The following is a 23,834-nucleotide window of genomic DNA, read 5'->3' on the forward strand; positions in this document are numbered from 1 at the left end:
AAAGCGTGAGACCAGCATCGCGAGCCGCGCCGCCGCTAGCCACGGCGGCACCAACCGGCGGCCAAGCCAGGCAGAATCACGCGCCAATGCAGATTCACGCTTTAATGCGCTGCATTAACCCGCAAAAACGCATTAAAGCGTGAGACCAGCTCCGCCGGCCAACACCCGTCAACACTCAACGACGTTGACGGCGAGGCCTCCCATGGCGGTTTCCTTGTACTTGTCCATCATGTCCTCGCCGGTGGCCTTCATCGTGGCGATGACTTCGTCGAGGGACACGCGGTGCGTTCCGTCGCCCCACATGGCCATTTTCGCGGCGTTGATCGCCTTGCCCGAAGCGATGGCGTTGCGCTCAATGCAGGGGATCTGCACGAGCCCGTTGATTGGGTCGCACGTGAGTCCCAGGTTGTGTTCCATGGCGATTTCAGCGGCGTTTTCCACCTGCATGACGCCTCCGCCGAGTACCGCGGCAAGACCGGCGGCGGCCATTGAGGAAGCTGACCCCACCTCGCCCTGGCAGCCGACTTCGGCACCGGAAATCGAGGCGCGCTCCTTGTACAGCACACCGATTGCCCCGGCGGTCAGCATGAAGCGGACGATCGCCTCGTCCCGGCTCATCGAGATTTCGGAGTTGATGCCGCCGTGGCGGGCTCCGCCTTCAACACCGCGCACGTAGTTCAAGGCGTAGAACATGACAGCCGGGATGATGCCGGCGGCTCCGTTGGTCGGCGCGGTGACCACCCGCCCGGCGCTGGCGTTCTCTTCGTTGACGGCCAGCGCTACGAGGTTGACCCATTCCTGGTAGTACTCGGGCCTGCGTTCGGGGTCTTCCTGCAGCAGGCGCTGGTGCCACTTGTGCGCGCGCCTGTGCACGTTGAGGCCGCCGGGCAGAATGCCGTCGCGGGCCACGGAGTTCCGCTCGCACTCCTCCATGACGGAGTAGATGTGCAGCAGGCCCGTGCGGATCTCCTCTTCGCTGCGGTGGGCCTTTTCGTTCTCCAGCATCACCTGCCACACCTCGAGCCCGGATGTGCGGCACTGTTCAACGAGTTCCGCTCCCGAGGTGAAGGGATAGGGAGCTTCTGCTCGCTCCTCTTCCGCTTCTTCTTGGAGGCCGCCGTCGAGTTCGGACTGGCTGACGACGAAACCACCGCCCACGGAGTAGTAGGTTTCTTCGGCAATGACACCGCCGTCGCCATCCTTTGCCTGAAGGGTCAACGCGTTGGTGTGGTGGTCGAGCACGGTCAGGGGGCGTTTGACCATGTCTTTTTCGCTGAACTCGATGTCCCACTTGTCACCGAAGCGCAGCACGCCCGTCTTTTCGGTCCGCTCGGTGCGCTCTGCGAAGTCATCCGGCTGGATGCGATCGGGTTCGCAGCCTTCGAGGCCCGCGAGGATCGCATCGAATGTGCGATGACCGGCTCCCGTTGCGGCAAGGGATCCGAAAACATCGACTGCGAGCGCTGCGGGCTGTCTGTCTCCGACCAGCTGCACGAAGCGCGCGGCTGCCCGCATAGGGCCGACTGTGTGGGATGACGATGGGCCGACGCCCACTTTGAACAGATCAAAAACGCTGACGGTCATGTTTCCTCCTGTGTGCGACGCTGCACGGCCAAGGTGGTGTCGAGTTGGGGATGCCCGAGGTGGGGCGAGGGGGTGGGGATGCGTGCCCGGACCGGGAAGGGTCCGGTCCGGGCGACCAGGTGGGTGGATCAGACGTGGTTTGCTTCTCCGTAGGCGGCGGCGTCCATGATGTCGCCGACCTCGGTGACGGAGACTTCGAACAGCCAGCCTTCACCGTAGGGATCGGAGTTCAGCAGCGACGGGTTGTCGTCGACGTCTTCGTTGACGGCCGTCACTTCGCCTGAAACGGGGCAGTAGAGGTCGGAAACCGACTTGGTCGATTCGACTTCACCGCAGACTTCACCGGCGGTGACGGTGTCGCCGACTTCGGGGAGGTCTGCGAAGACGACTTCGCCGAGTGCGTCAGCGGCTACTGCGGTGATGCCGACGCGGACGGTGGTGCCGACGATGTTATCGCCGGTGGCGTTGATCCATTCGTGTTCTGCCGAGTACGAGTAGTTCTCCGGCAGCGGGGGCAGTTCAGCCATTGTGGGTTCCTCTCAATCAGGTGGTCTGCGGGCGGGTGCCTAAAGGGATGTCAGCGGTGCACAAAGCGGGTATCAGTGGGCACCGCTGTTGTAGAAGGGTGTTTCGACGACGCTGAAGTCGTAGGACTTTCCGCGGATGTCGACGGTCACGGCGGTGCCGGGTTCGGCGTGTGCCGTGTCGAGGTAGGCCAGGGCGATGGGGTGGCCCAGGGTGGGCGACGGCTGGCCGGAGGTGATGACGCCGATCTCGGCGCCGTCAACGAAAACGCCAGCACCGGCGCGCGCGGCACGGCGGCCTTCCGATGACAGTCCGACGAGTTTGCGCGGTGTGCCCTCAGCCTGGTCGGCGTCGTTGAGCTTCTGCATTGTTTCGCGGCCGTAGAAGTCGCCCTTGTTCTTAAGCGCTCCGCGGACCATGCCGCCGAAGCCCGCGTCAAACGGCGTGGTTTCGCGCGTCAGTTCGTTGCCGTAGAGCGGCATGCCCGCTTCCAGGCGCAGGGAGTCGCGCGAAGCCAGTCCGCACGGCAGTGCGGCACCGTCGAATTCGGCTTCGTTGATGCTCATGAGCCGGTTCCACAGGGCTTCGGCGTCGGCGTTCTTGATGTACAGCTCGAAGCCGTCTTCGCCGGTGTAGCCGGTGCGGGCCAGGAAGACCTCCACGCCGTCGACCGTGATGAACGTCCACGCGTAGTATTCGAGGTCTTTGATCTTGGCGCAGTCTTCTCGGTCGTCGCACTCGGTGCTGCCGCATACGGCCGCCAGCAGGATTTCCTCGGACTTCGGGCCCTGCACGGCGATGAGCGCGGTGTCGTCGGATTCGTTGCGCACTTCGAAGTCCGCGGCAGCGCCGGCAGCCTTGGCCTTTTCGGCGCGGTCTTCGAGTGCGGCCACGACGGTCGGCGTGTTGCCGGCGTTGGGCACGATGAGGAATTCGTCATCGCCCAGTCGGTAGGTGATGACGTCATCGAGGATGCCACCGGCCTCGTCGATGATGACGCCGTACTTTGCCTTGCCGTTTTTCATGATGGAGTAGCGCGACAGGAGCGCGTAGTCCATGAAGGCGGCCGCATCGGCGCCGGTGACGCGGACTTCGCCCATGTGGGACAGGTCGAAGATGCCGGCGAATTCGCGGACGGCACGGTGTTCGGCGAGTTCGGAGCCGTATTTGAGCGGCATGTCCCAGCCGCCGAAGTCGGTGAAGTTCGCGCCGAGTTCAGCGTTGATCTGGTGCAGGGGTGTCTGCTTGGTCATGGGGTCTCCTCTGTCAGGCTTCGGCGTCGGCCGATTCGATGTCGAAGGCTTCTGGCGGCGGGCATTCGCAGACCAGGTTGCGGTCGCCGTAGGCACCGTCGATGCGGCGCACCGGCGGGAAGTACTTGGTCAGCTTCAGACCGGGCACGGGGAAGACCGCGGTCTCGCGCGAGTACTTCTGGTCCCAGTCGTCCATGACGCAGGTGGCGGTGTGCGGTGCGTTCTTCAGCGGCGATTCTTCGTAGGTGTATTCGCTGCCGATTGCGCGGATTTCTTCGCGGATGGTCTTCATCGCTTCGATGAAGCGGTCGAGTTCACCCTTGTCTTCCGATTCGGTCGGTTCGACCATGAGCGTGCCGGCCACGGGGAACGCGAGTGTCGGGGCGTGGAATCCGAAGTCGATGAGCCGCTTGGCTACGTCTTCTGCTGTCACTCCGGTTTCGGCGGTGATGGCGCGCAGGTCAAGGATGCACTCGTGTGCCACCAGCCCGTTCTCACCGGTGTAGAGGGTCGGGAAGTCCTCGCTGAGCGACTTCGCGATGTAGTTGGCTCCCAGCAGCGCGGAATAGGTGGCTTCGCGCAGTCCGTCCGGGCCCATCATCTTGAGGTAGGCGTACGAGATCGGCAGGACGCCGGCGGAACCGTACTTGGCCTGGGAGATCGGCAGCGAGGTGTAGTCCTCTGCCCCGCTGACGGCGCGGCTGTCGCTGGAATCACCGGGCATGAAGGGGCGGAGGTGTTCGCGGGCTGCGACCGGGCCCACACCGGGGCCACCGCCGCCGTGCGGGATGGTGAAGGTTTTGTGCAGGTTGAGGTGGCTGACGTCGCCGCCGAACTGGCCGGGCTTGGCCACGCCGACGAGCGCGTTCATGTTCGCACCGTCGATGTATACCTGACCGCCGGCGTCGTGGATGGACGAGCACACGCGGCGCACATCGGATTCGTACACGCCGTGGGTGGACGGGTACGTGATCATGATGCCGGCGAGCACATCGCGGTACTTCTCAATCTTGGCGTCGAGGTCTTCAAGGTCGATCGAGCCGTCTTCTGCGGACTTCACGACGACCACCTTCAGCCCTGCGAGGATGGCCGATGCGGCGTTGGTTCCGTGGGCGGAGCTGGGCACCAGCATGACGGTGCGCTCGGGCTGGCCCTTGGACACGTGGTAGCCGCGGATGGCCAGCAGGCCTGCCAGTTCGCCCTGTGAGCCTGCGTTGGGCTGGATCGACACGACGTCGTAGCCGGTGACTTCGGCCAGCAGCTCTTCGATGTTGTCAATCAGTTCGCGCCAGCCGGCGGTCTGGTCTTCCGGTGCCAGCGGGTGGATGGATGCGAAGCCGGGCCAGGTGATGGCTTCCATTTCGGCTGCCGCGTTGAGCTTCATGGTGCACGAGCCCAGCGGGATCATGGTGCGGTCCAGCGCGAGGTCGCGGTCTGCCAGCGTGCGCAGGTAGCGCATCATGAGGGTTTCGGAACCGTAGGTGTTGAACACCGGGTGGGTGAGGAAGTGCGTGTTGCGCTGCAGAGCTTCCGGCACGCGGGGTGCGGGAACAGCTGCCGGACCGAAGGCGCCGGTGCCGGCTGCTTCGAATTCTTCTTCGTCGATGCGGCCGGTGGCACCGAGGGCTTCCAGGAGCGTGTTGGCGTCGGCAACCGTGTGCGGTTCGCCGAAGCTCACACCCACGTGGGTGTCGTCGATCCGCAGGATGTTGATGCCGGCTTCGCAGGCGGCGGCAACTGCCGCGTCAGCGTCCGGCACGCGCACAGCAACCGTGTCGAAGAAGCTTTCCGACACAGATTCGAGGCTGCCATCGAGCTTGTCGGCGAAGGCCACGGCCAGGCGGTGGATGCGGCTGGCGATCTTCGCAAGACCCACGGGACCGTGGTACACGGCGTACATGGATGCGACATTGGCCAGCAGCGCCTGGGCGGTGCAGATGTTCGACGTGGCCTTTTCGCGGCGGATGTGCTGTTCGCGGGTCTGCAGGGCCAGGCGGTAGCCGGGCTTGCCGTCAGCGTCCTTAGACACGCCCACCAGGCGGCCGGGGATCTGCCGCTTGAGCTTTTCGGTCACGGCCATGAAGCCGGCGTGCGGACCGCCGAAGAACAGTGGAACGCCGAAGCGCTGAGCAGAGCCGACGGCAATGTCCGCACCCTGCTGGGCGGGGGTGCGCAGCATCGTCAGAGCAAGGAGGTCACACGCGAAGGTGACCATTGCGGATCGCTCCTTGGCACCTCGTACGGCGTCGGTGAAGTCGCGCACGGCACCCGAGGTGCCCGGCTGCGCACAGACGATGCCGAACACGTCTTCGCCGACGAGTCCCTGGGACAGGTCAGCGATTTGCACCTGGAAGTCCATGGCCTTGGCGCGGGCGCGGATGATCGCGATGGTCTGCGGGTGCAGTTCGGAGTCGAGAACAACCGAGGAGCCCTTTTTGTTGGCGCGGCGCATGAGCAGCACGGCCTCTGCGACCGCGGTGGCTTCGTCCAGCAGCGAGGCGTTGGCGATGTCGAGGCCGGTGAGGTCCTGAACCATCTGCTGGAAGTTGAGCAGACCCTCAAGCCGGCCCTGCGAGATTTCCGGCTGGTAGGGCGTGTAGGCGGTGTACCAGGCGGGGTTTTCCACCAGGTTGCGGCGGATGACGGTCGGGGTGATCGTGTCGTAGTAGCCGCGGCCGATCATCTGCGTCTTCTGCACGTTCTTCGCGGCGAGTTCACGCAGGTGGGCGAGCATTTCGACTTCCGACAGAGCGGCCGGGGTCTGCACACCGTCGTCCTGGATGTTCTCCGGAACAGCGGCACGCGCCAGAGCTTCAAGGGAATCGAAGCCGACCGCTTCAAGCATGGCGGCGGTTTCGTGAGCGCGCGGGCCGATGTGGCGGTCAGCGAAAGGGCGCTCGGAGTCACCGGTGAAGGAGGTGACGTGGGACAGAGCTGCGGTAACGGCTTCCGGGGCAGCGGTGCGGTTCTCGAAAGTCACAGGCGTTCCTTGGGTCGGAGTCTTGCTGGCCAGCTGGCGCAGCTGCGGCTTCCTCCCCGCTCTGTTGCCGTGCGGTCGCGCACTGAGTGCAATCCGACAGCGGTTTCAGAGTTGCCTCCGCTCTCCAGTACTGGGCCTGAGAGTTTCCCGGGGAGGGAATTGCACCTACGGCGCCGACGCGATGGCTTCGCGTGGGCTCTCCCGAAGAGCGTGATGACGGCAATTTCTGTGAGCCATGATACTTAATCGGCGCGCCTGAGTCAGCACAGGCTGTTTCGCCCTGCGGTCGGGCCAGCGGATCAGCGGCTGAAGCGCACCTGCCCGCCGACAATGGCGGTTTCCACGCGGGTGTCGCGGATGGCCTCAGCCTGCTCGAACAGGGCGTCCTCATCCGGGTAGGCCTGTTCGAAGGACGCTGCCCCGTCAGCACTCTCGCGGAACAGCGGATCGGTGTCGACGGTGATGAAGTCGGCTTCCATGCCCGGAGCAATCCGCCCCGACACGTTTTCCCTGCCGGCCGCGAAAGCCGCACCGGAGGTGTGGGCGGCGATCGCGCGGTAGGCGCTCATGCGCCGCTCCGGCTGATAGGTGCTCGACCTGTCACCGCTGATGTCTGCCCTGGTCATCGCCGCGTACACGGCGGACCACGGGGTGCTCGGCTCTACTGGCGCATCGGATCCGAAGGCGAGCGCCGCCCCTGCGTCTTCCAGCTGCGTCCACGCGTAGGCGGCCAGTGCGGCGTCCAGTGGAATCTGCGCCAGTAGGTGAAGGTCGGAAATGCAGTGGCGCGGCTGCATTGAGGCGATGACCTCGAGGTCGGCAAAGCGCTGAATGTCGCCGGGCTGGACGAACTGCGAGTGCTCAATGCGGCGGCGCAGCGTCCGGCCCAGGCGCTTTTCGGCCGCGCGGTGTTCACCCGCTGAGCGTTCGTAGGCGCCCAGCACCTGGTGGACCGCCTGGTCGCCGATGGCGTGGACGATCGGCACGATCCCAGCCCGGTACGCCTCGATCATGGCGTCGGTGAGCGCGTCTTCCGAGATCACCTCGGCCCCGTAGTTGGGAGCCTCTTCGCCTTCTGCCGGCGGGAACGGCGAGGACATGTGGCACGTGTGCGAGCCGAGCGCACCGTCAGCGAAAAGCTTGAGTCCGCCGTGGTGGAACCAGCTGTCGCCTTCACCGGTTGTCCAGCCAGAGGATTTTGCCCAGGCGAGCTCTTGCGGGCGGAGGTATTTGACAACGCGGATGTCCTGTTCGCCGCGCTGACCGAGTTCCAGCCAGGCGCGGCGGGACAGTTCGCCTTCGATTTCGTGCAGGCCCGTGAGGCCTTCGGAAAGCCACGTGCGCTGCTGAACCTTCAAAGCGTCAGCCGCGGCCGAGGCGGAGGGGTCTGGGATTGCGGCTTTCACCAGTTCTGCGGCGCCTTCGCGAATGATCCCGGTGAGCCTCCCGCCTGGTTCGCGGACGAACTCGCCGTCGTGCGGGTCGGGGGTGTGCGGGCCAACACCCGCCTCTTCGAGGGCGAGCCCGTTGACCCACAGCGTGTGGTAGTCGATCGACCACAGGGCCACGGGGTTGTTCGGTGCGGCTTTTTCGAGGTGAGCGCGGTCCGGCTGTGCGTCGAGGCCCCACTTGGTGAAGTCCCAGCCAGCGCCGGTGATCCATTCGCCATCCGGCACACCTGACGCGTAGTCGGCCAGCGCCGTCATTGCCTGCTCGAGGGATTCCGTGCCGAAAAGGCTGAGCTGTTCAGCTCCGAGCGCCTGCGACAGACCGTGAATGTGGGCGTCGACGAAGCCGGGCATCGCAGTGGCTCCGCCGAGGTCAACGGTCTCAGCGCCTGCGGTGTGAGCCCGCAGTTCGTCAGCCTCTCCTGCAGCAACGATCTTTTCGCCGTCGACGAGGACGGCTGAGGCTTGCGGCTGGGACTTTTCGAAGGTGAGGAAGCGGGCACCGAGAAACAGGCGGCGGCGTGATGACATAGCGGCAAGTCTAGGTCCCACGGCGGTGCGACAAAGAACCGGCCATTAAGCTAGACTTTTCTTTCGCAAATACTTCCCCTATGCTGTGTTCGGGCCCTTTAGGTAAGCCTTACCTAATCTTCAACTTCCCGACGCATACACGAAAGAAACAGCATGAAGACTGCACGACGCCTCGCCGCACTCATCGGTGCGAGCTCCCTCGCACTGACCCTTGCCGCATGCGGCTCCGGCACCGCTGAAAACAGCGAGTCCGGCAGCGCTGAAACCGTCAGCATTGAAACGAACGACGGCACCGTCGAGGTTCCGAAGAACCCGAAGAAGGTTGTCGCCCTGGACAACCGCTCCTTCCAGACGCTCGAAGACTGGGACATCAAGCCCGTCGCCGCGCCGCGCAAGATTGTTCCGAAATCGCTGGAGCTGCGCGAAGACGAATCTGTCGTCGACCTGGGCAACCACCGCGAACCCGACCTCGAAGCGATCGTGGCCGCTGAACCTGACGTGATCATCACCGGTCAGCGCTTCACCCAGCACACCGACAAGATCAAGGAACTCGCCGGAGACACCCCGATCGTCGACCTCGAACCGCGCGACGGCAAGCCCCTGGACGAAGAATTCAAGCGCCAGACCACCGCTCTGGGCGAAATCTTCGGCAAGGAAAAAGAGGCTGACGAACTCGTCAAGAAGTTCGAGGACGCCGAAAAGGCAGCCAAGGACAGCTACAACAAGGACGAAACCGTCATGGGGCTCATCTCCACCGGCGGCAACCTCAACTACTCCGCTCCCTCCCAGGGCCGCGGTGCCGGCCCGCTGTTCGACATGGTCGGCCTGAAGCCCGCCCTTGACGTTCCGGAAGCCTCGGAAGACCACGAAGGCGATGACGTCAGCGTTGAAGCGATCGCCAAGTCCAACCCTGATTGGATCATCGTCATGGACCGCGATGCCGCCATCACCATGAAGGACGGCGAAAAGTACCACCCGGCAAAGGACGTCGTCTCGAACTCCGCTGCACTCAAGAACGTGACCGCCATCAAGGAAGGCCACGTGCTGTACATGCCGGAGGACACCTACGTCAACGAATCCATCCAGACCTACACCGAGGTCCTTGAGAACCTCGCGGAGGAATTCGGCAAGCAGTGACACGCCCCGCCCTGCTCACGTGGCGATTCGGCGCCGCAGTCGTCTTGACTGCGGCGCTGGTCGTTGCTTCTCTTTTTGTCGGCGTCTTCGACATCTTCGGCGAGGGCGGTGCCGAAATGTTCGCGATCACGCGCATCCCCCGGACCATTGCACTCGTGCTCTCCGGTGCGGCCATGGCCATGTGCGGCCTGGTCATGCAGCTCATGACCCAAAACCGCTTTGTCGAACCGACGACCACCGGAACCACCGAATGGGCGGGGCTCGGCCTGCTGCTCACTATGATCATCGCCCCCGATTCTGGACTGCTGGTCAAGATGGCCGGGGCGATCATCATGAGCTTCATCGGAACGCTCATCTTCTTCGCGTTCCTGCGCCAAGTGACTCTGCGCTCGTCCGTCATCGTGCCGATCGTCGGGCTCATGCTCGGCGCGGTCGTCGGCGCGGTCTCCACCTACATCGCCCTGGCAACCGACATGCTGCAGAGCCTCGGCATCTGGTTTGCCGGCTCTTTCACCTCGGTGCTGAAAGGCCAGTACGAACCGCTGTGGATTATCGTCGCAATCGCCGTAGCGATCTTCATCGCCGCTGACCGCTTCACGGTTGTAGGGCTGGGCGAAAGCGTGGCCGTCAACGTCGGCATCAACTACAACCGGGTCATCCTGCTGGGCACGGGGCTCGTCGCACTGGCGACCGGTGTCGTCACGGTCGTCGTCGGCAACCTGCCTTTCCTCGGCCTGGTGGTCCCGAATATCGTGTCTATGTTCCGCGGCGACGACCTGCGCTCCAATCTTCCGTGGGTGGCCCTCATGGGCATTGCCGCCGTGACCGTGTCTGACATCATCGGGCGGATCATCATCGCCCCGTTCGAAGTTCCGGTCAGCCTGATCCTGGGCGTTGTCGGCTCGGTCGTGTTCATCGCTCTCCTGCTGAGGAAGAAGTCTCGTGTCTGACACTCCCCGCTCCCTGCCTCCGCGGGTTTCGGCCAATGAGCGCCTTCCCGCCGGTCACCCCATCCTGTTTGAGGAGTGCCTGGTCGCTGACTCCCTGCGAGCGGCCCCCGAGCGCTTTTCCGGCGCTCTTCCCACCAAGGCAAAGAAGCGCCGCTACTGGATGATGATGATCGGGCTGGCCGTGCTCGCCGTTGCGATCACGGCTGCCACGCTCGCATGGAAGAGCCCCGTCCCCATGAGCCACCCGGGCTTTTGGGCCATTTCGAAGCTGCGCGCCTCCACCCTGGTCATCATTGCTGTCGTGGCGTTCGCACAGTCCACCGCAACGATTGCCTTCCAGACGGTGACGAACAACCGCATTCTCACCCCGTCGATCATGGGCTTCGAATCCCTGTACCGGCTCGTGCAGACCGCTGCGGTGTTCTTCCTCGGCGCCAGCGGCACGGCCGCGCTGACCGGGGCCGTGCCGTTCTTGGCCCAGGTTGCCATCATGACTGCCATGTCAGGCCTGCTCTACGGGTGGCTGTTGGGCGGTTTCGGCGGCAAGCGCGATGTTTCCGGTCACGACCTGCAGATCACCCTGCTCATCGGCCTTGTGCTGGGCGGCGGTTTGGGCGCTCTGTCCACCTTTATGCAGCGACTGCTCACACCGAGTGAGTTCGATGTCCTCACTGCTCGGCTCATCGGCTCGATCGCCAACGCCGACGCGCGCTACCTGCCGTACGTTCTGCCCCTGATGGTGCTGGCCGGTAGCGGGCTGTGGTTCATCAGCCGCAAGCTCAACCTCATGGCTCTCGGCCGGGAAGCCGCCGTGAACCTGGGGCTCGACCACAAGCGGCTGCTGATCGGCTCACTGCTGATGATCGCCGTTCTCATGGCGATTTCCACCGCACTGGTCGGCCCGATGACGTTCTTCGGCTTTCTGACCGCGATGATCACCTACCAGCTGGCGGACACCTTTGACCACCGTCTGCTGTTCCCCATGGGTGTGCTCGTCGGCTACGTGATTCTGGCCGGTTCGCACTTTGTTCTGAAGAACCTGTTCTACGCCGAAGGCAGTGTGGGCATCATCATGGAAGTCGTCGGCGGCACGTTCTTCCTCGTCTACATCCTCCGAAAGGGGCGCCTGTGATCAACCTGTCCGACGTCGCGCGGAATTACGCTGATGACGTCTGCATCGGTCCGGTCGACCTGGAGATTCCGGCGCAGGGCATTACGGCACTCGTCGGCCCCAACGGGGCGGGCAAGTCGACCCTGTTGACGATGATCGGTCGACTCATGGCCATGGACTCCGGCCACATTACGGTTGGCGGCCACGATGTGACGACCACCAAGAGCGACGAACTGGCGAAGATCGTGTCGATCCTGCGCCAGGAGAACCACTTCGTAACCCGCCTGACTGTCCGTCAGCTGGTGGGCTTCGGACGCTTTCCCCACTCCAAGGGCCGCTTGACTCCGCAGGACGAAACCGCGATCAGCGAAGCCATCGACTTCTTGGGACTCAGCCGTTTAGAAGGCCGCTACCTCGATGAGCTTTCCGGCGGTCAGCGGCAGCGGGCCTATGTGGCGATGGTGTTGGCGCAGGAAACGGACTACGTCCTGCTGGATGAGCCGCTGAACAACCTCGATATGCAGCACTCGGTCATCATGATGCGCCACCTGCGCCGCGTGGCCAATGAGCTGGGCCGCACGGTTGTCATCGTGCTGCATGACATCAACTTCGCAGCCGCGTACGCGGACAGCATCTGCGCTGTCAAAGAGGGCCAGGTCGTCGAATTCGGCACGCCGGAGGAGATCATGCGCAGCGAGGTCCTCACGCGCGTGTTCAACACTCCCGTCCAGGTTGTCGACGGCCCGCAAGGCCCGCTGGCCGTGTACTACTGACCGGCTGCCCCACAGGCGATCCTGAAGCTCAGCCGCCGCGCTGACCCTGCCGCGCTGTCCCTTACGCGTGGCGGCGCAGGAATTCCATGCGTTCGGCGGTGTCGGCGATGATCACAGGTTCGCTGCGGTCGGTGGGCAGCTGCACGTGCAGGCCGGCTTCGCGGGCGATGACCGCTCCCCCGGCCCAGTCGTAGATGCCCAGACCGCGTTCGAAGTAGGCGTTGACTTTCCCCTCCGCCGCTAGGCAGACGTCGATTGCGGCTGAGCCCATGCGTCGGACGTCGTCGAACTCCTGCAGCACGGGGCTGAGCCTGCTGACCTGTTCGGCGCGCCTTTCGGGCGCATAGCCGAAGCCGGTCGCAGCAACTGCTCCCGGCAGTCCCGCCGGGGTTCCGCTGATTCTGGTCGCCGAGGCGCCGGTCGTCAGTTCTGCTTCTTGCGGCAGTCCTGTGCGCACCCAAGCCCCAGCACCTGCGCGGGCGTACCAGACGGTGTCCAGGACGGGAGCTGCGACGAAGCCGATTTCCCACTGCCCTTCAGCCGGGTGGCGGTCGTCGGGGCGACGAGCACCCAAAGAGATGCAGTGGGCGGGCAGTCCGCGCACGAAGTTGACAGTTCCGTCGATCGGGTCGACGTGCCATTCCAGCAGTTCGATCTCACGCAGGCGTGCGGCAAACTGCGGGTCTTGAACCAGGGTGGGAACCACAAGACCGGACAGAAGAGCGGAACCGTCCTCCACCTCATGGGCGTTCAGGGGCGCGGCGGATTCTTCGCCCACGACCGTGTCCTGCGGGCGGAAACGGGCAAAGTAACCGCGCACCAGGCCTTCGATTTCAGCGTCGGCTTCGGTGACGAGGTTGTTGGGGTCGTCTTTGGCTTCAACGTGTGCGCGGGACAGTTTCGAGGCCCACAGGCCCATGCGCGACCACCCGAGGAAAGCGGCATCGCGGGCGAGCGCCAGCAGCGGATCGATCATGCAGTCCACGTTACAGTGGGCACATGACGGTCATCATCGGCTATCTCCCCTCCCCCGAAGGTCAGGCTGCTCTCAAGGCGGGCTTTGCCGAGGCGAAGGCTCGCGACGTTCGCGCTCTCGTGGTGAACTCTCCCCGGCTGGGTGCGGCAAGCGAAGTGACAACCCTCGATGCTTCTGAAGCGGCGGCCCTGGAAGAGCAGGCCCGCAAAGCCGGGGTCGAGGCTGAGGTTCTGCAGCCGGAACACGAAGACAATCTGGTCGAAACCCTCAACCGGTGTGCCAAAGAAAACGACGCCAGCATGATTGTGATCGGCCTGCGCAAGCGCAGCGCGATCGGCAAGTTCATCCTGGGCTCTCAGGCACAGCGGATTCTGCTGGACTCCGACGTTCCCGTGCTGACGACGACACCGTAGACGCCGACGGCGGGGCTGTCTGCGGGATCAGGCGTACGGCAGTCTCACCCCCGCAGGTCAATGCCGTCCACCAAGTGCTCCGCAATAGCCAAGGACGAGGTTGCGCCAGGCGAGGGAGCGTTCCGAACCAGAGTCGCACCCCCGATTCTTTCGATCACGAAATCATCGACCAAGTTTCCCCTGCGGTCCATGGCCTGCGCACGGATACCGCGGGTGATCGGGGTCGATGCAGCGCCTCGCAGACTGGGCACATACTGCTCCGCACCCGCAAGAAACTTTTGGCGGGAAATCACGCCGCTGAGCTCACGCACCGCGGCTTTGACATTGCGACTGGCGAACCGCCAAAAGCCAGGGTCCGCAGCTACCGCGAAACTGTCCGAAAAGCCGATTCGACGGCCGCTGTAGTTTTCACGGCCGAACGACAGAAAGGCGTTCGGCCCCACCAGCATTTCGCCGTCTACGCGCTTAGTCAGATGCACCCCGAGAAACGGGTACGCGGGGTCTGGAACCGGGTAGACGAGTCCATTGAGAATCGTCCTGTACTCGGGCGACAGGCGCGAGTACTGGCCGAAGAACGGCACGATCTTGGGGTATTCCGCGCCGCCGGCCAGCCTGGCAACCCGGTCAGACTGCAGGCCAGCGCATACAACAACGTGGTCGAAGACGAATGTCTGCTCTTCTTCGCCGCGGCGCGTCACAACTGAGCAACTGTTGTCTCCGTTGGCATAATCTATGACCTCTGCGCCGAAGACCAGGCGTCCGCCCGCTTGCTCCACATCGGAAAGCAGCGAACGCGCGACCGCCCCGTAGTCGATGATGGCTGTGTGAGGCGAGCGCAGAGCCAGACGGCCAACCGCGTTCGGTTCGACATCGCGAATCCCATCGGGACCGATCAGCTCAATGCCGGGAACCCCGTTTGCGACGGCCCGTTCATGAATAGCTGCAAGACGGTTCTCCTCAGTCTCGTTCAATGCGACGACGAGTTTGCCGCACTCCTCGTACGGCAAGCCGCGGTCGAGCGCATAGTCGCGAATGAGGTTGACGCCTCGGCGACACAGGCGTGCTTTCAGACTGCCTGGCTCGTAGTAGAGCCCGGCGTGCACCACCCCCGAATTGTGGCCGGTTTGGTGCTCAGCGGCGGACTGCTCCTTGTCCAGCACTGTGACTGATGCGCCGGGAAAGCGCTGCGTCAGCTCCCGCGCAACGGCGGCGCCGATGATCCCTGCACCGATCACCCCAAAGTTCCGTTTGATCACCGCTGCTCCTCCGAGGTGCCTGTCAGATGTTGCGGATGCTCAGCTTCTGCTGTTTCCTCGCCAGGACCAGCTGGATGGCAAAACCGACGCCGAGAATCCCAAACGCGACGATGTCTGTCATCGAACCGGGCACAATGAGCAGGATTGCGCCGGAGGCCATGATGAGTCGCACGATGATCGGAACTCGGACCATGAACATCCCCTCCGCGGCAACGGCGAGCACCAGAACGCCGATGGTTGCCGTAACCGTGATCCACAGCGCTTCGGGAATTGCGACCTCCTGCCACAGCAGGCCTGGGTTGTATACGAAGACGAAGGGAACGATGTAGCCGGCCACCGCAAGTTTCATTGCCGCGAAACCGGTCTTCATCGGATCGCCCCCAGCCAAGCCGGCTCCGGCGAAGGCTGCCAGCGCCACCGGTGGTGTGATGTTGGCGAACAGGCCGAAGTAGAACACGAACAGGTGCGCAACCAGAGGCTCCACACCGATCTGGCCCAGAGCTGGGGCAGCCATGGTCGCCGTGATGATGTAGGCCGGAATAGACGGAAGGCCCATTCCGAGGATGATGCAGGCCAACGCCGTCATGATGAGCGTAGGCAGCAACAGCCCTCCGCCGATGGCAACAATCGCTCCGGCGAGTTTGACGCCCAGTCCCGTCAGGGTCGCAATCCCGACGATGATCCCGACGCACGCGCAGGCGACAGCAACAGAAACAGCTGTGATCGCACCATCGCGCAGGGACTCAAGGATGTCCATAATGGACATCCGCGTGCTCTTGCGCAGCTGGGCCACGATGATCGTGACGATGACCGTTGTGACGGCCGAGAAGAGAATCGTTCGGCCCGAGAAGAACAGCATGAACAGCAGATAAGCCAGCGGAATCAGCAGGTGACCGCGCTCCTTCAGCACGCTGAGGACAGCGGGAATGTTGTCTTTCGAAATTCCCTTCAGACCGTCGCGGGTCGCCCTCAAATGCACCTGGACAATAACGCCGAGGTAGTACAGCAGCGCGGGAACGATTGCCACGAGTGCGATCTGCTGATAGGGAACACCCAGAGTTTCGGCCATGATGAACGCCGCCGCTCCCATGATCGGCGGAAGCAGCTGCCCGCCGACAGAAGCCGACGCTTCAACTGCGCCCGCGAAGTTGGGGCGATAGCCGATGCGCTTCATAAGCGGAATAGTGAATGCACCCGTTGTCACAACATTGGCGATCGCCGAACCGTTGATCGATCCGAGGAAGCCTGAGGCAATCACCGACACCTTGGCGGGACCGCCACGGGTTTGACCGGCTATCGCCATCGCGAGGTTATTGAAGAACTCGCCCATACCGGACTTTGCCAAAACTGCGCCGAAGAGGATGAACAGGAAAATGTAGGTAGACGAAACGCCGATGGCAGTGGAGAAAACGCCTTCGTTCGTCGACAGCATGAAGTTGAGGATGCGGTCGAGGTCGTAGCCGCGGTGCTTAAAAGCCCCGGGCATATACCGGCCGTAGATTCCGTACACGATGAACAGCACCGCAAGAACGGGCAGAGCCCAGCCGGTGAGTCGGCGTGCCGCTTCCAGAACCACAAAGACAAGAAGTGCGCCGAATACAACGTCGATCGTGTCAAAACGACCACCGGCGGAAACGATTTCGCTGTACTTCGGTGCGATGTACATCGCGATCGACGCTGAAATCGCGACAAACACCCAGTCATACCAGGGAACTGTCGGCTTGCCCTGCTTGCGCGTGGGGCGGTACAGCGCAAAGCACAGCACCAGGATGGCAGAGACGTGGATTGCACGGTGCACCAGCTGCGGCGGGCCGGAGAACAGCGCGATGTACATGTGGTAGAGCGACAGCACAACCCCGGCAACGAGAACCGGGATCTTCAACCACGTGTCCTGATAGGGCCGAGTACGCGATTCTCGGTCCAAATCTTCCAGCAGCTCTTGTGTTTCTTCGGCGACTTCCCCATCGGGGCGCAGGCCATCATCATCGGAAACAGACTTCGGTTTTGCTGTCGAATTCATGAGATCTCCAAGATTGAAGGGCGGTGAACGCCGAACGCGAACTGCCCGAAAAGGACGCCTCGTTCAGAGAACGCGAAGGGTGATCGAAGCTCGATGAGGAAGATCTTCGGTCTCGATAACGTCCGAAGACCACCCGGTTCCCTGCTGTCGGCGGATTGTCACTGTGTGTGCGACGTCGTGGGAATGTATCCAGTTGAGGGAGTCGTACAGCCGATCAAAACCGCACATGTGCAGCGATTCGCCGGCTCTGTACACTCGCGGCGCAGACGACGGGGTCCCCGCTCCCATCGTCCGAAGCTCAATGCAGTCCAGCCGAAGCTCGCGCCCCTGGACGAAATAGTGCTCCACCCACGGGTTGTGATCTACCGAGTGGATCCACCGAAGCGTGATTTTGTCGCCATCGCTGATGGGCACGTGATAGAAGTTCTGCTTCTCCGGTCGGACAGAACTGACCACAAGGCAGCGGGCCGGAACATCGGCAGCGAGCAGGAGAGCCGCAGCCGAGCCGAGCCCCGCGCCCAGCAGCGCGCGACGACTCAAGGTCCACTTGCTGCTGGGCGGCGGTTTGCGGCTGGCCATGAGAGATTTACAGAAGTCCCTCTTCTTCGAAGTACTTCTTGGCCCCGGGGTGCAGGTCGGTCACTTTGACGTCAGCAGCGGTGTCCCGGTCGATATCCGCGACTGAGCTGTGCGACGACTCGAGCTTGTCCAAGTTGTCGTAGAACACCTTCGTGATTTCATAGCCAGCTTCCTCTGTGAGTTCAGGGCTGGCAACCAGGAGGTTCGGAATCGTCAGGGTCTTGATGTCTTCCGCAGAGTTGTAGGTATCAGCCGGGATAGTGGCTTCACCCAGGTAGTCGTGTTCTTCGAGCAGAGTCTTCGCGCCGTCACCATCCAGAGGCAGCACAACTACTTTCTCAGTTGTAGCAAGGTCGCTGACTGCCGAATTCGGAATACCGGAAGTGAAGAAAGCGGCGTCCAACTGACCGTTCTTCATTGCGTCGATGGCATCTCCGTACGAAAGATAGTCGACTTTGAAGTCGTCATAGGTGTAGCCGTAAGCCTTGACCACAGAACGAGCGTTCAGCTCCACACCGGAGTTCGCGTCGCCGACCGAAATGCGCTTGCCTTTGAGGTCATCAAAAGACTTGATCCCGGTCTTCTCCGTGGTGACCACCTGGATGTACTGGTCGTACAGTGCACCAATAGCCTGGATCTCGTCGATCTGCTTGTCTTCGAACGGGCCTTCGCCCTTGAGTGCCTGGTCAACCGCGTCAGCCTGCGTAAAGGCAATTTCGGCGTTTCCGTCTTGGATGAGAGTCAGGTTTTCAACGGAGGCGCCAGTGGCTTGGACCGTCGTCTCAGAATTCAGCGAGTCTTTGAGCAGCTTCGCGTACCCGGCGCCTACCTGGTAATAAACACCCGAAGAGCCCCCGGTTGCGACTGTCAGAATGTCCGTGCCTTTTTCTCCGCCACCGCCGGCACAGCCAGAGGCGACCAGGGCTATTGAGGCGACCGCTGCGGCAACAGCCGTCGAGCGCAAACGTTTCAGCATGATGTTCCTTTGTCTCCGTTGACAGCAACTTTCTGTTCACACCGCACTCACTGGCTACGACGCCTATCTACTCTGATAGTCCGTTCAGTCAGCCTCAAGGCTGAGAGTCCACTGAGAGCCGTGAACCTGTACTTTATCGTCATCAGGGCTTTGGTCAACAGATATTTCTGTAACGATGTCTGCTCAATCAAAGGCGACGGCTACCATGAACTTATGGTCCAAGCCCAGTCGCCCGTGCGGATTTTTCTCGACGTCGACGGCGTTCTCAACTCCTATCCCGTGCCGGAACCCCGGTTCAAACGGGAGAAGCGTCGGGCTGTTCACGCTTGGAACTACGAACTGCACTACCGACCGCACATTGTGCAGCTCATGGAGCGTTTTCTGCGCCGCCGCTACGCCCAGCTGGTGTGGCTGTCCACGTGGTCGCACCTATGCACGGAAGAAATCGAACCGAAGCTCGGATTCACGCGCCGCTACGCGGTCGAAGCCATGCCGGACTCGTCATTCAACTACTACGCCGACGACCCGCACACGTGGTGGAAAGCCAAAGCGGTCGAAAAGTTCCTGCGCGACAATCCCGACGACCGCGCCATCTGGATTGACGACGACCTCGTCCACACCACCACCCTGGAGCACTTCACGACGCTTTTCGGCGATCGTCTGCTCATGATCGCCCCGGAATACAGCACCGGGCTCACAGAGGCGCACTTCAGGCAGATGCGCCGCTTCACCCCGCCCGCCCCCAGAACTCCGCACCGGACAACACCCGCAAGCCTCGGCACCTCGGGCAGCCACGCGGGTGCCGCCGAACCGACCGGACCCGCGGGCCCCAGCGGCTCTGCGGCCACCAGCCCAGCCGGCGCATCCATCCCGGCCGGCCCCGACCCAGAAAGCCCCGCCGGACCAGCGCAGAACAACCCGTACTCGCTGACACCTCGACCCAGAAAGCTGCGGCTATGACCACCATCGGCGTCTTCGATTCCGGCTTGGGCCTTACCGCGTTCGCCCACGCCATCCACCGGGCCGCCCCGCAGGCCGACCTTGTACTGGCCATGGACCCGGACTTCGCCCCCTACGGCCGCCTGTCGGGTGCTGATGTCACCAAACGCGCACTGTTTTCAGCCCGCACCCTGGCCCAGCACGAACCTGATGCGATCGTCGTGGCCTGCAACACCGCCTCGGTCAATGCGCTGCCGGCCCTGCGCAAAGAGTTCAAGATCCCAATCATCGGCACCGTCCCGGCCATCAAGCCCGCGGCGGAAGCCGGCCGGCCGTTTGCCGTGTGGGCAACCCCGGCAACCACCAACAGCGAGTACCAAAACGAGCTGATCGGGAAGTTTGCGGCCGGTGTTGATGTTCACCAAACAGCGGCCTTCGGACTGGCGCAGGCCATTGATGCGGCTGACCCCGTGAGCATTCGCGCGGCAGTCGCCCAGGCAATGGCCGACACCCCCGAAGGCATCACCGACATTGTGCTCGGCTGCACCCACTACGGCCTGGTGGCTGACGTCATTCGCGCCGCCCGCCCGGGCATCAGGCAGCTGTACGATTCGCACGGCGCCGTTGCCCAGCAAACACTGCACCGACTGGGACTGGAGCCCAGTCCCGAGGCTCAGCCCACCGGCCGGCTGCGGCACGTGTACCTGTCGGGACGACCGGGGAAACTCCCGGCCGCAGTCGGCGCCTACCCTGCCGGTCAGGCGCTTTTGGACATTGCTGTGTGAGGAAGGGATCTACCGTGGCAGTCCGCCCGATCAACCTGTTCTTAGTTCTGCAGGGCGTCTTCGCGCTCATTGCTTCGATTCTTCTGGTGGTGTGGCCAGGCCACAGTGCCGTGGTGTTCTCCTACCTGGTGGGCTTCTGGTTCTTGGCTGATGCCGCGCTCGCGCTGATCGCCTCAGTGCGCCGCAAGTCCGGTCTGGCGCTGGGTCACACGATCCTGTCGGCGCTGCTCGGCATTCTGATTCTGGCGGCACCCAAGGCTCTTCTGGGCTTCCTCGTGGTGGTCATGAGCATTGCGGCCGTTCTGTTCGGCGCGGGTGTCATCCTTGTGTCTGTTCTCATGCGCAGCCTGGGTGCGCGCTCGTGGTGGTTGGGTCTGGTGCTCGGCATTTCCGCGGTCTTCGCCGGTTTCCTCATGCCCGTCTTCCCGGCTGACACCATCACGATCGGCATGTACCTGGCCGCGTTCCTGCTGGCCATCTACGGTGTTCTCAGCTTGATGCTGGCCCGCCGGATCACCACGACTTTCCGCGCCTTCCGCACGCAGAACGGGCAGACTCAGGGGTGGACGGCTTCCGGTCGGATCGGCGGCCCGGGTGGTCGAGGCGGCAGGAACGGCCGAGGTGAAGGCCCCCAGGTGATCGAGGGCGAGGTCGTCGACGACGACTGATCGGGCTTCCTCACCACCAGCGGTCAGTGTCGGCTTCGAGGATTTCCAGCAGTTCCCCGGCGAAGGACTGCGTGCCCACCGCCAGCACATCACTGCCGGCGGCCTGGGCGTTATGCACTGCTTGCTGGGTTGTTGTGTCGGCCTGTGATCGGCTGTAGTTGAGGTATTCGCGGCCCGCACCGACGAATGTCACGGGCAGCCCTTCAAGTTCGGCTATGCATCCTTCGACGTCTTTGACATCCGGAAATGCAGCCAGCACCCGAAAACCGGGACGCAGGATCCCTTCGGCGCGAGCACGGATATCAGCCACACCTTCCGGGCTGATGGACGTGTCGATGCACCACTGCGCCCCACTGACCGTGTGCAGGGACGCGCGGCCGGGCAGAATCAGCTTTTCTGCGAGCTCTTCGGCATTCGGCAGGCCTGCCTGCTTCCGGTCTGGGAAGCTGACTTCCAGCAGACTGCACGCAGTTTTGGCGCCTACTCGGATATTGCGCTCCAGGGTCGCGCCGGTTTTAACGAAGTCTGTGTGCTCAGGCAGGCGGCTCTGTGCTTGGGGCGGCTGCGGTGAAAACGCCACCACCCGCTGTGTGGCGTCGTCGATGACTCCCAGCAGATCAGCCGCAACAGCATCGAGCGAACCACCCAGAACATCCAGGTGTTCCGCAAAGATCTGCGTAACCGCGACAACCGGGTAGGAGAACAGCGAAACATCGTCGCTCAAACCGCCCAGGCCTTCCTCGATGACGAGGACGTCAACCTCTGCATCCAGCAACCAGCTGAGCCCAATGAGGGTGTACATGCCCGAAGGCGGCAGATAGCCGTCATCTGAGGAGCGCAGAGCCTCAAGCGCACGGGCGGCCCGCTGGGACAGCGCTTCGTAGTCCGCTTGGGAAATCGCGCGGCCGTCAATGCGAATGCGTTCGCGATTGTGGCGCAGCGGCGGACTCGTGATGGTTCCCACGCGCAGACCCGCGGCGTGCAGAGTCGCGGTTGCTGCCGCCACCGCGGTGCCTTTGCCCTTTGATCCGACTATGAGACAGGCGGGGACGGGAAGACCCCGGTGCAGTCCCAGGTGTTCCTGCAGGAGGGCTGAGCGCTTACGGGACCGTGTGATTGTCCGCTGGCCTCCGTTTTCGCGGCGGCGCGCTTCGTTCCATTCACGGAAGAAGGGCTCGTCTGCAGGGTCGTGTCGCAAAGTCACGAAACAACCCTAACCGTCAGTTCAGACGGTCAGAAAGCCTCTTGACGGTGAGCTTGAGGGCTTTCGCAACGCGCAGTTCGTTGTCAGCACTCCAGTAGTTGGCCGGCAGGACGATGGAAAGGGCCGCAACCAGCGAACCTGATCTGGGCTGCAGTGCGGCGCTGATGATCCACGTGCTGGAATCGTCGCAGCGTTCGATGGCATAGCCGCGCAGACGAACCGCTCGAAGCTCTTCCAGGACCTTGGGCATCAGGTCTTCGTCGATGAGTTCGGCAATCGCACCTTTGGGCAGACAGGACAGAATCGCCTGGCCGGCGGCTGATGTTGCAATCGGCTCCATGTCACCGGGCCACGACGGGCACGCGGGCGCGTCAGGACCGCGGTCTGCCGTGAGGATCTGTGCTTCATTGCCGCGCAGCGTGGACAGGTGGACGCAGCCGTCAATGGCGTCTGCCAGCGCGCGCATGGCCGGAGCTGCCGCATTGACCAACGGCACAGAGCGCAGATACGCAGCACCCACGCCAGTAGATGCCGGCCCCGGCACGTAGCCGTTCTTGCGCTTGCTGACAACGTTGAGCTCTTCAAGGACCGCAAGGATGTCATAGACGGTGGAGCGGGGAATATCGAGTTCCCGTGACAGCTGTCCGGCGCTCATGGGCTCGTTGCTGAGGGAAACAGCGCGCAGCATCGCAACTGCGCGCCGAAGAGCCGGGACATCCGCCATTCTGCTCCTTTCTGCGTATGCGCCTGTTACAGCGCAGCGGGTGACGCCAAGTTCACCCTTACGAATCTCAGCCTACCGATAACCACTGACATAAAACCGGCTCGGCGATAGATGAGACGTATCTGTGCGCTTCGTGAACGTGTGATTCTGTCCGAAAAACCCATTCTGTACTGAATTCGTATTTTTTCAAAGCTTCCACGCTCCTCACCGCCGGCTGTTTCGGTGCGCAGCGGAGAACTGTTCCTGGGCAAAGGCTCAGCGCAGACGCACTGAGATTCCCTCAGCGGCTTCTACTGCCAGCGCGCTGACTTCCTTTTCACGATCTTCCCCACTGTCATCAGTGGGCAGCGAAATGCCGAACGCGGCAATCGGCCTGCCCGCGGCATCGACAATGGGGGCGGCAACAGTCCAAATGCCGTCGCTGATTTCACCGTGCTCAATCGAATAGCCGCGGGAGCGAACACCGGCCAATTCGCTGTTGAGTTCCCGCAGCGACGTGGGCCCCTGCCCCGTGCGCTGCGCAAAGACGAGTTCAGAAGAGAAGATCGCCACCACCTCGCGCCTCTCCAGCCGGGACAGGATCGCCCGGCCGGTCGCGGTGAGATAGGCGGGCATGCGGATGCCGGCCTCGGTGACGATCCGCGGCGCCCTCTTGGCTGACTCCTTCAGCAGGTACACCGTCTCCCAGCCGCGCAGAACCGCCAACTGGACGGAACCGCCGGCCGCTTCAGCTGTTTCAAGCGCAGCCGGCTGGGCAATCCGCTGCAGAGACGCGTGACGTGAGTGCGCGGCGTCGAGTTCACTGATACCGGAGCCCAGCACATAGCCGGTGTCGACTTTGCGCACCATGTCGAGCTCTTCGAGAACAGCCAGGAGGTCGTACAGGCTGGAGCGGGGAATGTCCAGGGTGCGTGCGAGAGCTCCGGCGCTGATGGGCCGCAGTGACGAGCCCAGATGGCGCAGAATCCCAACGGAACGCCTGAGTGCCGGAACTTCTGCCAC

21 protein-coding genes and 1 riboswitch are annotated in these 23,834 nt (G+C 63.0%); of the genes, 8 read left to right on the forward strand and 13 right to left on the reverse strand.

All coding sequences use genetic code 11. The annotated features are described in order from the left end of the window. Window positions 1-168: 168 nt before the first annotated feature. From HMPREF3092_RS05340 to HMPREF3092_RS05360, 5 genes are all read right to left on the reverse strand, one after another. On the reverse strand, window positions 169-1,584 hold the full coding sequence (locus HMPREF3092_RS05340; RefSeq protein WP_070424092.1) for an L-serine ammonia-lyase: 1,416 nt from the start codon (window positions 1,582-1,584) through the stop codon (window positions 169-171). A 128-nt stretch (window positions 1,585-1,712) separates the two neighbouring features. After that, window positions 1,713-2,111 carry a glycine cleavage system protein GcvH gene (gene gcvH / locus HMPREF3092_RS05345; RefSeq protein WP_070424093.1) on the reverse strand — a complete coding sequence of 133 codons (399 nt, stop codon included), beginning with the start codon at window positions 2,109-2,111 and terminating at the stop codon, window positions 1,713-1,715. A gap of 72 nt (window positions 2,112-2,183) precedes the next feature. Then, on the reverse strand, window positions 2,184-3,362 hold the full coding sequence (gene gcvT, locus HMPREF3092_RS05350; protein ID WP_070424094.1) for a glycine cleavage system aminomethyltransferase GcvT: 1,179 nt from the start codon (window positions 3,360-3,362) through the stop codon (window positions 2,184-2,186). A 13-nt stretch (window positions 3,363-3,375) separates the two neighbouring features. After that, window positions 3,376-6,342 carry an aminomethyl-transferring glycine dehydrogenase gene (gene gcvP, locus HMPREF3092_RS05355; protein ID WP_256174383.1) on the reverse strand — a complete coding sequence of 989 codons (2,967 nt, stop codon included), beginning with the start codon at window positions 6,340-6,342 and terminating at the stop codon, window positions 3,376-3,378. A gap of 115 nt (window positions 6,343-6,457) precedes the next feature. Next, a riboswitch (glycine riboswitch) is annotated at window positions 6,458-6,556 on the reverse strand. Between the two features lie 85 nt (window positions 6,557-6,641). Then, complete coding sequence (locus HMPREF3092_RS05360; protein ID WP_070424095.1) at window positions 6,642-8,321, reverse strand: amidohydrolase; 1,680 nt, start codon at window positions 8,319-8,321, stop codon at window positions 6,642-6,644. 153 nt (window positions 8,322-8,474) lie between these two features. Here HMPREF3092_RS05360 and HMPREF3092_RS05365 point away from each other — a divergent pair, with 153 nt between their 5' ends. Genes HMPREF3092_RS05365 through HMPREF3092_RS05380 form a run of 4 tightly spaced genes read left to right on the forward strand, consistent with a single transcriptional unit; the run spans window position 8,475 to window position 12,292 of the window. Beyond that, window positions 8,475-9,458 (forward strand): siderophore ABC transporter substrate-binding protein, encoded by a 984-nt coding sequence (locus HMPREF3092_RS05365; protein WP_070424096.1) that lies wholly within the window; start codon window positions 8,475-8,477, stop codon window positions 9,456-9,458. Next, on the forward strand, window positions 9,455-10,408 hold the full coding sequence (locus HMPREF3092_RS05370; protein WP_070424097.1) for an ABC transporter permease: 954 nt from the start codon (window positions 9,455-9,457) through the stop codon (window positions 10,406-10,408). Before HMPREF3092_RS05365 ends, HMPREF3092_RS05370 begins: the two co-directional genes overlap by 4 nt. Beyond that, window positions 10,401-11,540: an iron chelate uptake ABC transporter family permease subunit gene (locus HMPREF3092_RS05375; protein WP_141737959.1), complete on the forward strand. Its 1,140-nt coding sequence runs from the start codon at window positions 10,401-10,403 to the stop codon at window positions 11,538-11,540. Before HMPREF3092_RS05370 ends, HMPREF3092_RS05375 begins: the two co-directional genes overlap by 8 nt. Then, complete coding sequence (locus HMPREF3092_RS05380; RefSeq protein WP_070424098.1) at window positions 11,537-12,292, forward strand: iron ABC transporter ATP-binding protein; 756 nt, start codon at window positions 11,537-11,539, stop codon at window positions 12,290-12,292. The genes HMPREF3092_RS05375 and HMPREF3092_RS05380 overlap by 4 nt, the downstream gene beginning before the upstream one ends. Before the next feature lie 61 nt (window positions 12,293-12,353). On the opposite strand, the gene HMPREF3092_RS05385 is transcribed toward HMPREF3092_RS05380, so the two are convergent. Continuing rightward, window positions 12,354-13,268 (reverse strand): inositol monophosphatase family protein, encoded by a 915-nt coding sequence (locus tag HMPREF3092_RS05385; RefSeq protein ID WP_070424099.1) that lies wholly within the window; start codon window positions 13,266-13,268, stop codon window positions 12,354-12,356. Window positions 13,269-13,291: 23 nt separating this feature from the next. Between HMPREF3092_RS05385 and HMPREF3092_RS05390 the strand changes: the two genes are divergently transcribed. Beyond that, window positions 13,292-13,681 (forward strand): universal stress protein, encoded by a 390-nt coding sequence (locus HMPREF3092_RS05390; RefSeq protein ID WP_070424100.1) that lies wholly within the window; start codon window positions 13,292-13,294, stop codon window positions 13,679-13,681. Window positions 13,682-13,725: 44 nt separating this feature from the next. Here HMPREF3092_RS05390 and lhgO read toward each other — a convergent pair whose 3' ends face one another. From lhgO to HMPREF3092_RS05410, 4 genes are all read right to left on the reverse strand, one after another. Further along, window positions 13,726-14,937, reverse strand: a complete 1,212-nt coding sequence (gene lhgO / locus HMPREF3092_RS05395) for an L-2-hydroxyglutarate oxidase (RefSeq protein WP_070424101.1) — start codon at window positions 14,935-14,937, stop codon at window positions 13,726-13,728. Between the two features lie 22 nt (window positions 14,938-14,959). Continuing rightward, window positions 14,960-16,957 carry a TRAP transporter permease gene (locus HMPREF3092_RS05400; protein WP_070424102.1) on the reverse strand — a complete coding sequence of 666 codons (1,998 nt, stop codon included), beginning with the start codon at window positions 16,955-16,957 and terminating at the stop codon, window positions 14,960-14,962. A 63-nt stretch (window positions 16,958-17,020) separates the two neighbouring features. Next, window positions 17,021-17,536, reverse strand: a complete 516-nt coding sequence (locus HMPREF3092_RS05405) for a DUF1850 domain-containing protein (RefSeq protein WP_070424103.1) — start codon at window positions 17,534-17,536, stop codon at window positions 17,021-17,023. Window positions 17,537-17,543: 7 nt separating this feature from the next. After that, the gene (locus HMPREF3092_RS05410; RefSeq protein ID WP_083274269.1) at window positions 17,544-18,512 is read right to left on the reverse strand and encodes a TAXI family TRAP transporter solute-binding subunit; all 969 of its coding nucleotides are present in this window, start codon (window positions 18,510-18,512) and stop codon (window positions 17,544-17,546) included. Window positions 18,513-18,632: 120 nt separating this feature from the next. Between HMPREF3092_RS05410 and HMPREF3092_RS05415 the strand changes: the two genes are divergently transcribed. Genes HMPREF3092_RS05415 through HMPREF3092_RS05425 form a run of 3 tightly spaced genes read left to right on the forward strand, consistent with a single transcriptional unit; the run spans window position 18,633 to window position 20,904 of the window. Next, window positions 18,633-19,472 carry an HAD domain-containing protein gene (locus HMPREF3092_RS05415; protein WP_141737960.1) on the forward strand — a complete coding sequence of 280 codons (840 nt, stop codon included), beginning with the start codon at window positions 18,633-18,635 and terminating at the stop codon, window positions 19,470-19,472. Further along, window positions 19,469-20,236, forward strand: coding sequence for a glutamate racemase (locus HMPREF3092_RS05420; protein WP_070424105.1), 768 nt, complete (start codon window positions 19,469-19,471; stop codon window positions 20,234-20,236). The genes HMPREF3092_RS05415 and HMPREF3092_RS05420 overlap by 4 nt, the downstream gene beginning before the upstream one ends. A gap of 14 nt (window positions 20,237-20,250) precedes the next feature. Then, window positions 20,251-20,904 (forward strand): DUF308 domain-containing protein, encoded by a 654-nt coding sequence (locus tag HMPREF3092_RS05425; RefSeq protein WP_070424106.1) that lies wholly within the window; start codon window positions 20,251-20,253, stop codon window positions 20,902-20,904. Between the two features lie 10 nt (window positions 20,905-20,914). Here the strand turns inward: HMPREF3092_RS05425 and HMPREF3092_RS05430 are convergent, their stop codons facing one another. From HMPREF3092_RS05430 to HMPREF3092_RS05440, 3 genes are all read right to left on the reverse strand, one after another. Continuing rightward, a complete protein-coding gene (locus HMPREF3092_RS05430; protein WP_070424107.1) occupies window positions 20,915-22,108 on the reverse strand; it encodes a folylpolyglutamate synthase/dihydrofolate synthase family protein in 1,194 nt (397 codons plus the stop codon). Between the two features lie 16 nt (window positions 22,109-22,124). Further along, the gene (locus HMPREF3092_RS05435; RefSeq protein ID WP_070424108.1) at window positions 22,125-22,832 is read right to left on the reverse strand and encodes an IclR family transcriptional regulator; all 708 of its coding nucleotides are present in this window, start codon (window positions 22,830-22,832) and stop codon (window positions 22,125-22,127) included. A 255-nt stretch (window positions 22,833-23,087) separates the two neighbouring features. Next, window positions 23,088-23,834 (reverse strand): IclR family transcriptional regulator, encoded by a 747-nt coding sequence (locus HMPREF3092_RS05440; protein WP_070424109.1) that lies wholly within the window; start codon window positions 23,832-23,834, stop codon window positions 23,088-23,090.

This window comes from Brevibacterium sp. HMSC24B04, assembly GCF_001806835.1.
Classification (GTDB): Bacteria; Actinomycetota; Actinomycetes; order Actinomycetales; family Brevibacteriaceae; genus Brevibacterium; species Brevibacterium ravenspurgense.

What these genes read in the sequence shown, in the direction of transcription:
- gcvT (WP_070424094.1), bottom strand. Translation starts at nt 3,362, where the DNA reads ATGACCAAGCAGACACCCCTGCACCAGATCAACGCTGAACTCGGCGCG.
- HMPREF3092_RS05340 (WP_070424092.1), bottom strand. Translation starts at nt 1,584, where the DNA reads ATGACCGTCAGCGTTTTTGATCTGTTCAAAGTGGGCGTCGGCCCATCG.
- HMPREF3092_RS05435 (WP_070424108.1), bottom strand. Translation starts at nt 22,832, where the DNA reads ATGGCGGATGTCCCGGCTCTTCGGCGCGCAGTTGCGATGCTGCGCGCT.
- HMPREF3092_RS05385 (WP_070424099.1), bottom strand. Translation starts at nt 13,268, where the DNA reads ATGATCGATCCGCTGCTGGCGCTCGCCCGCGATGCCGCTTTCCTCGGG.
- HMPREF3092_RS05365 (WP_070424096.1), top strand. Translation starts at nt 8,475, where the DNA reads ATGAAGACTGCACGACGCCTCGCCGCACTCATCGGTGCGAGCTCCCTC.
- HMPREF3092_RS05400 (WP_070424102.1), bottom strand. Translation starts at nt 16,957, where the DNA reads ATGAATTCGACAGCAAAACCGAAGTCTGTTTCCGATGATGATGGCCTG.
- HMPREF3092_RS05390 (WP_070424100.1), top strand. Translation starts at nt 13,292, where the DNA reads ATGACGGTCATCATCGGCTATCTCCCCTCCCCCGAAGGTCAGGCTGCT.
- HMPREF3092_RS05420 (WP_070424105.1), top strand. Translation starts at nt 19,469, where the DNA reads ATGACCACCATCGGCGTCTTCGATTCCGGCTTGGGCCTTACCGCGTTC.
- HMPREF3092_RS05360 (WP_070424095.1), bottom strand. Translation starts at nt 8,321, where the DNA reads ATGTCATCACGCCGCCGCCTGTTTCTCGGTGCCCGCTTCCTCACCTTC.
- gcvH (WP_070424093.1), bottom strand. Translation starts at nt 2,111, where the DNA reads ATGGCTGAACTGCCCCCGCTGCCGGAGAACTACTCGTACTCGGCAGAA.
- HMPREF3092_RS05405 (WP_070424103.1), bottom strand. Translation starts at nt 17,536, where the DNA reads ATGGCCAGCCGCAAACCGCCGCCCAGCAGCAAGTGGACCTTGAGTCGT.
- HMPREF3092_RS05410 (WP_083274269.1), bottom strand. Translation starts at nt 18,512, where the DNA reads ATGCTGAAACGTTTGCGCTCGACGGCTGTTGCCGCAGCGGTCGCCTCA.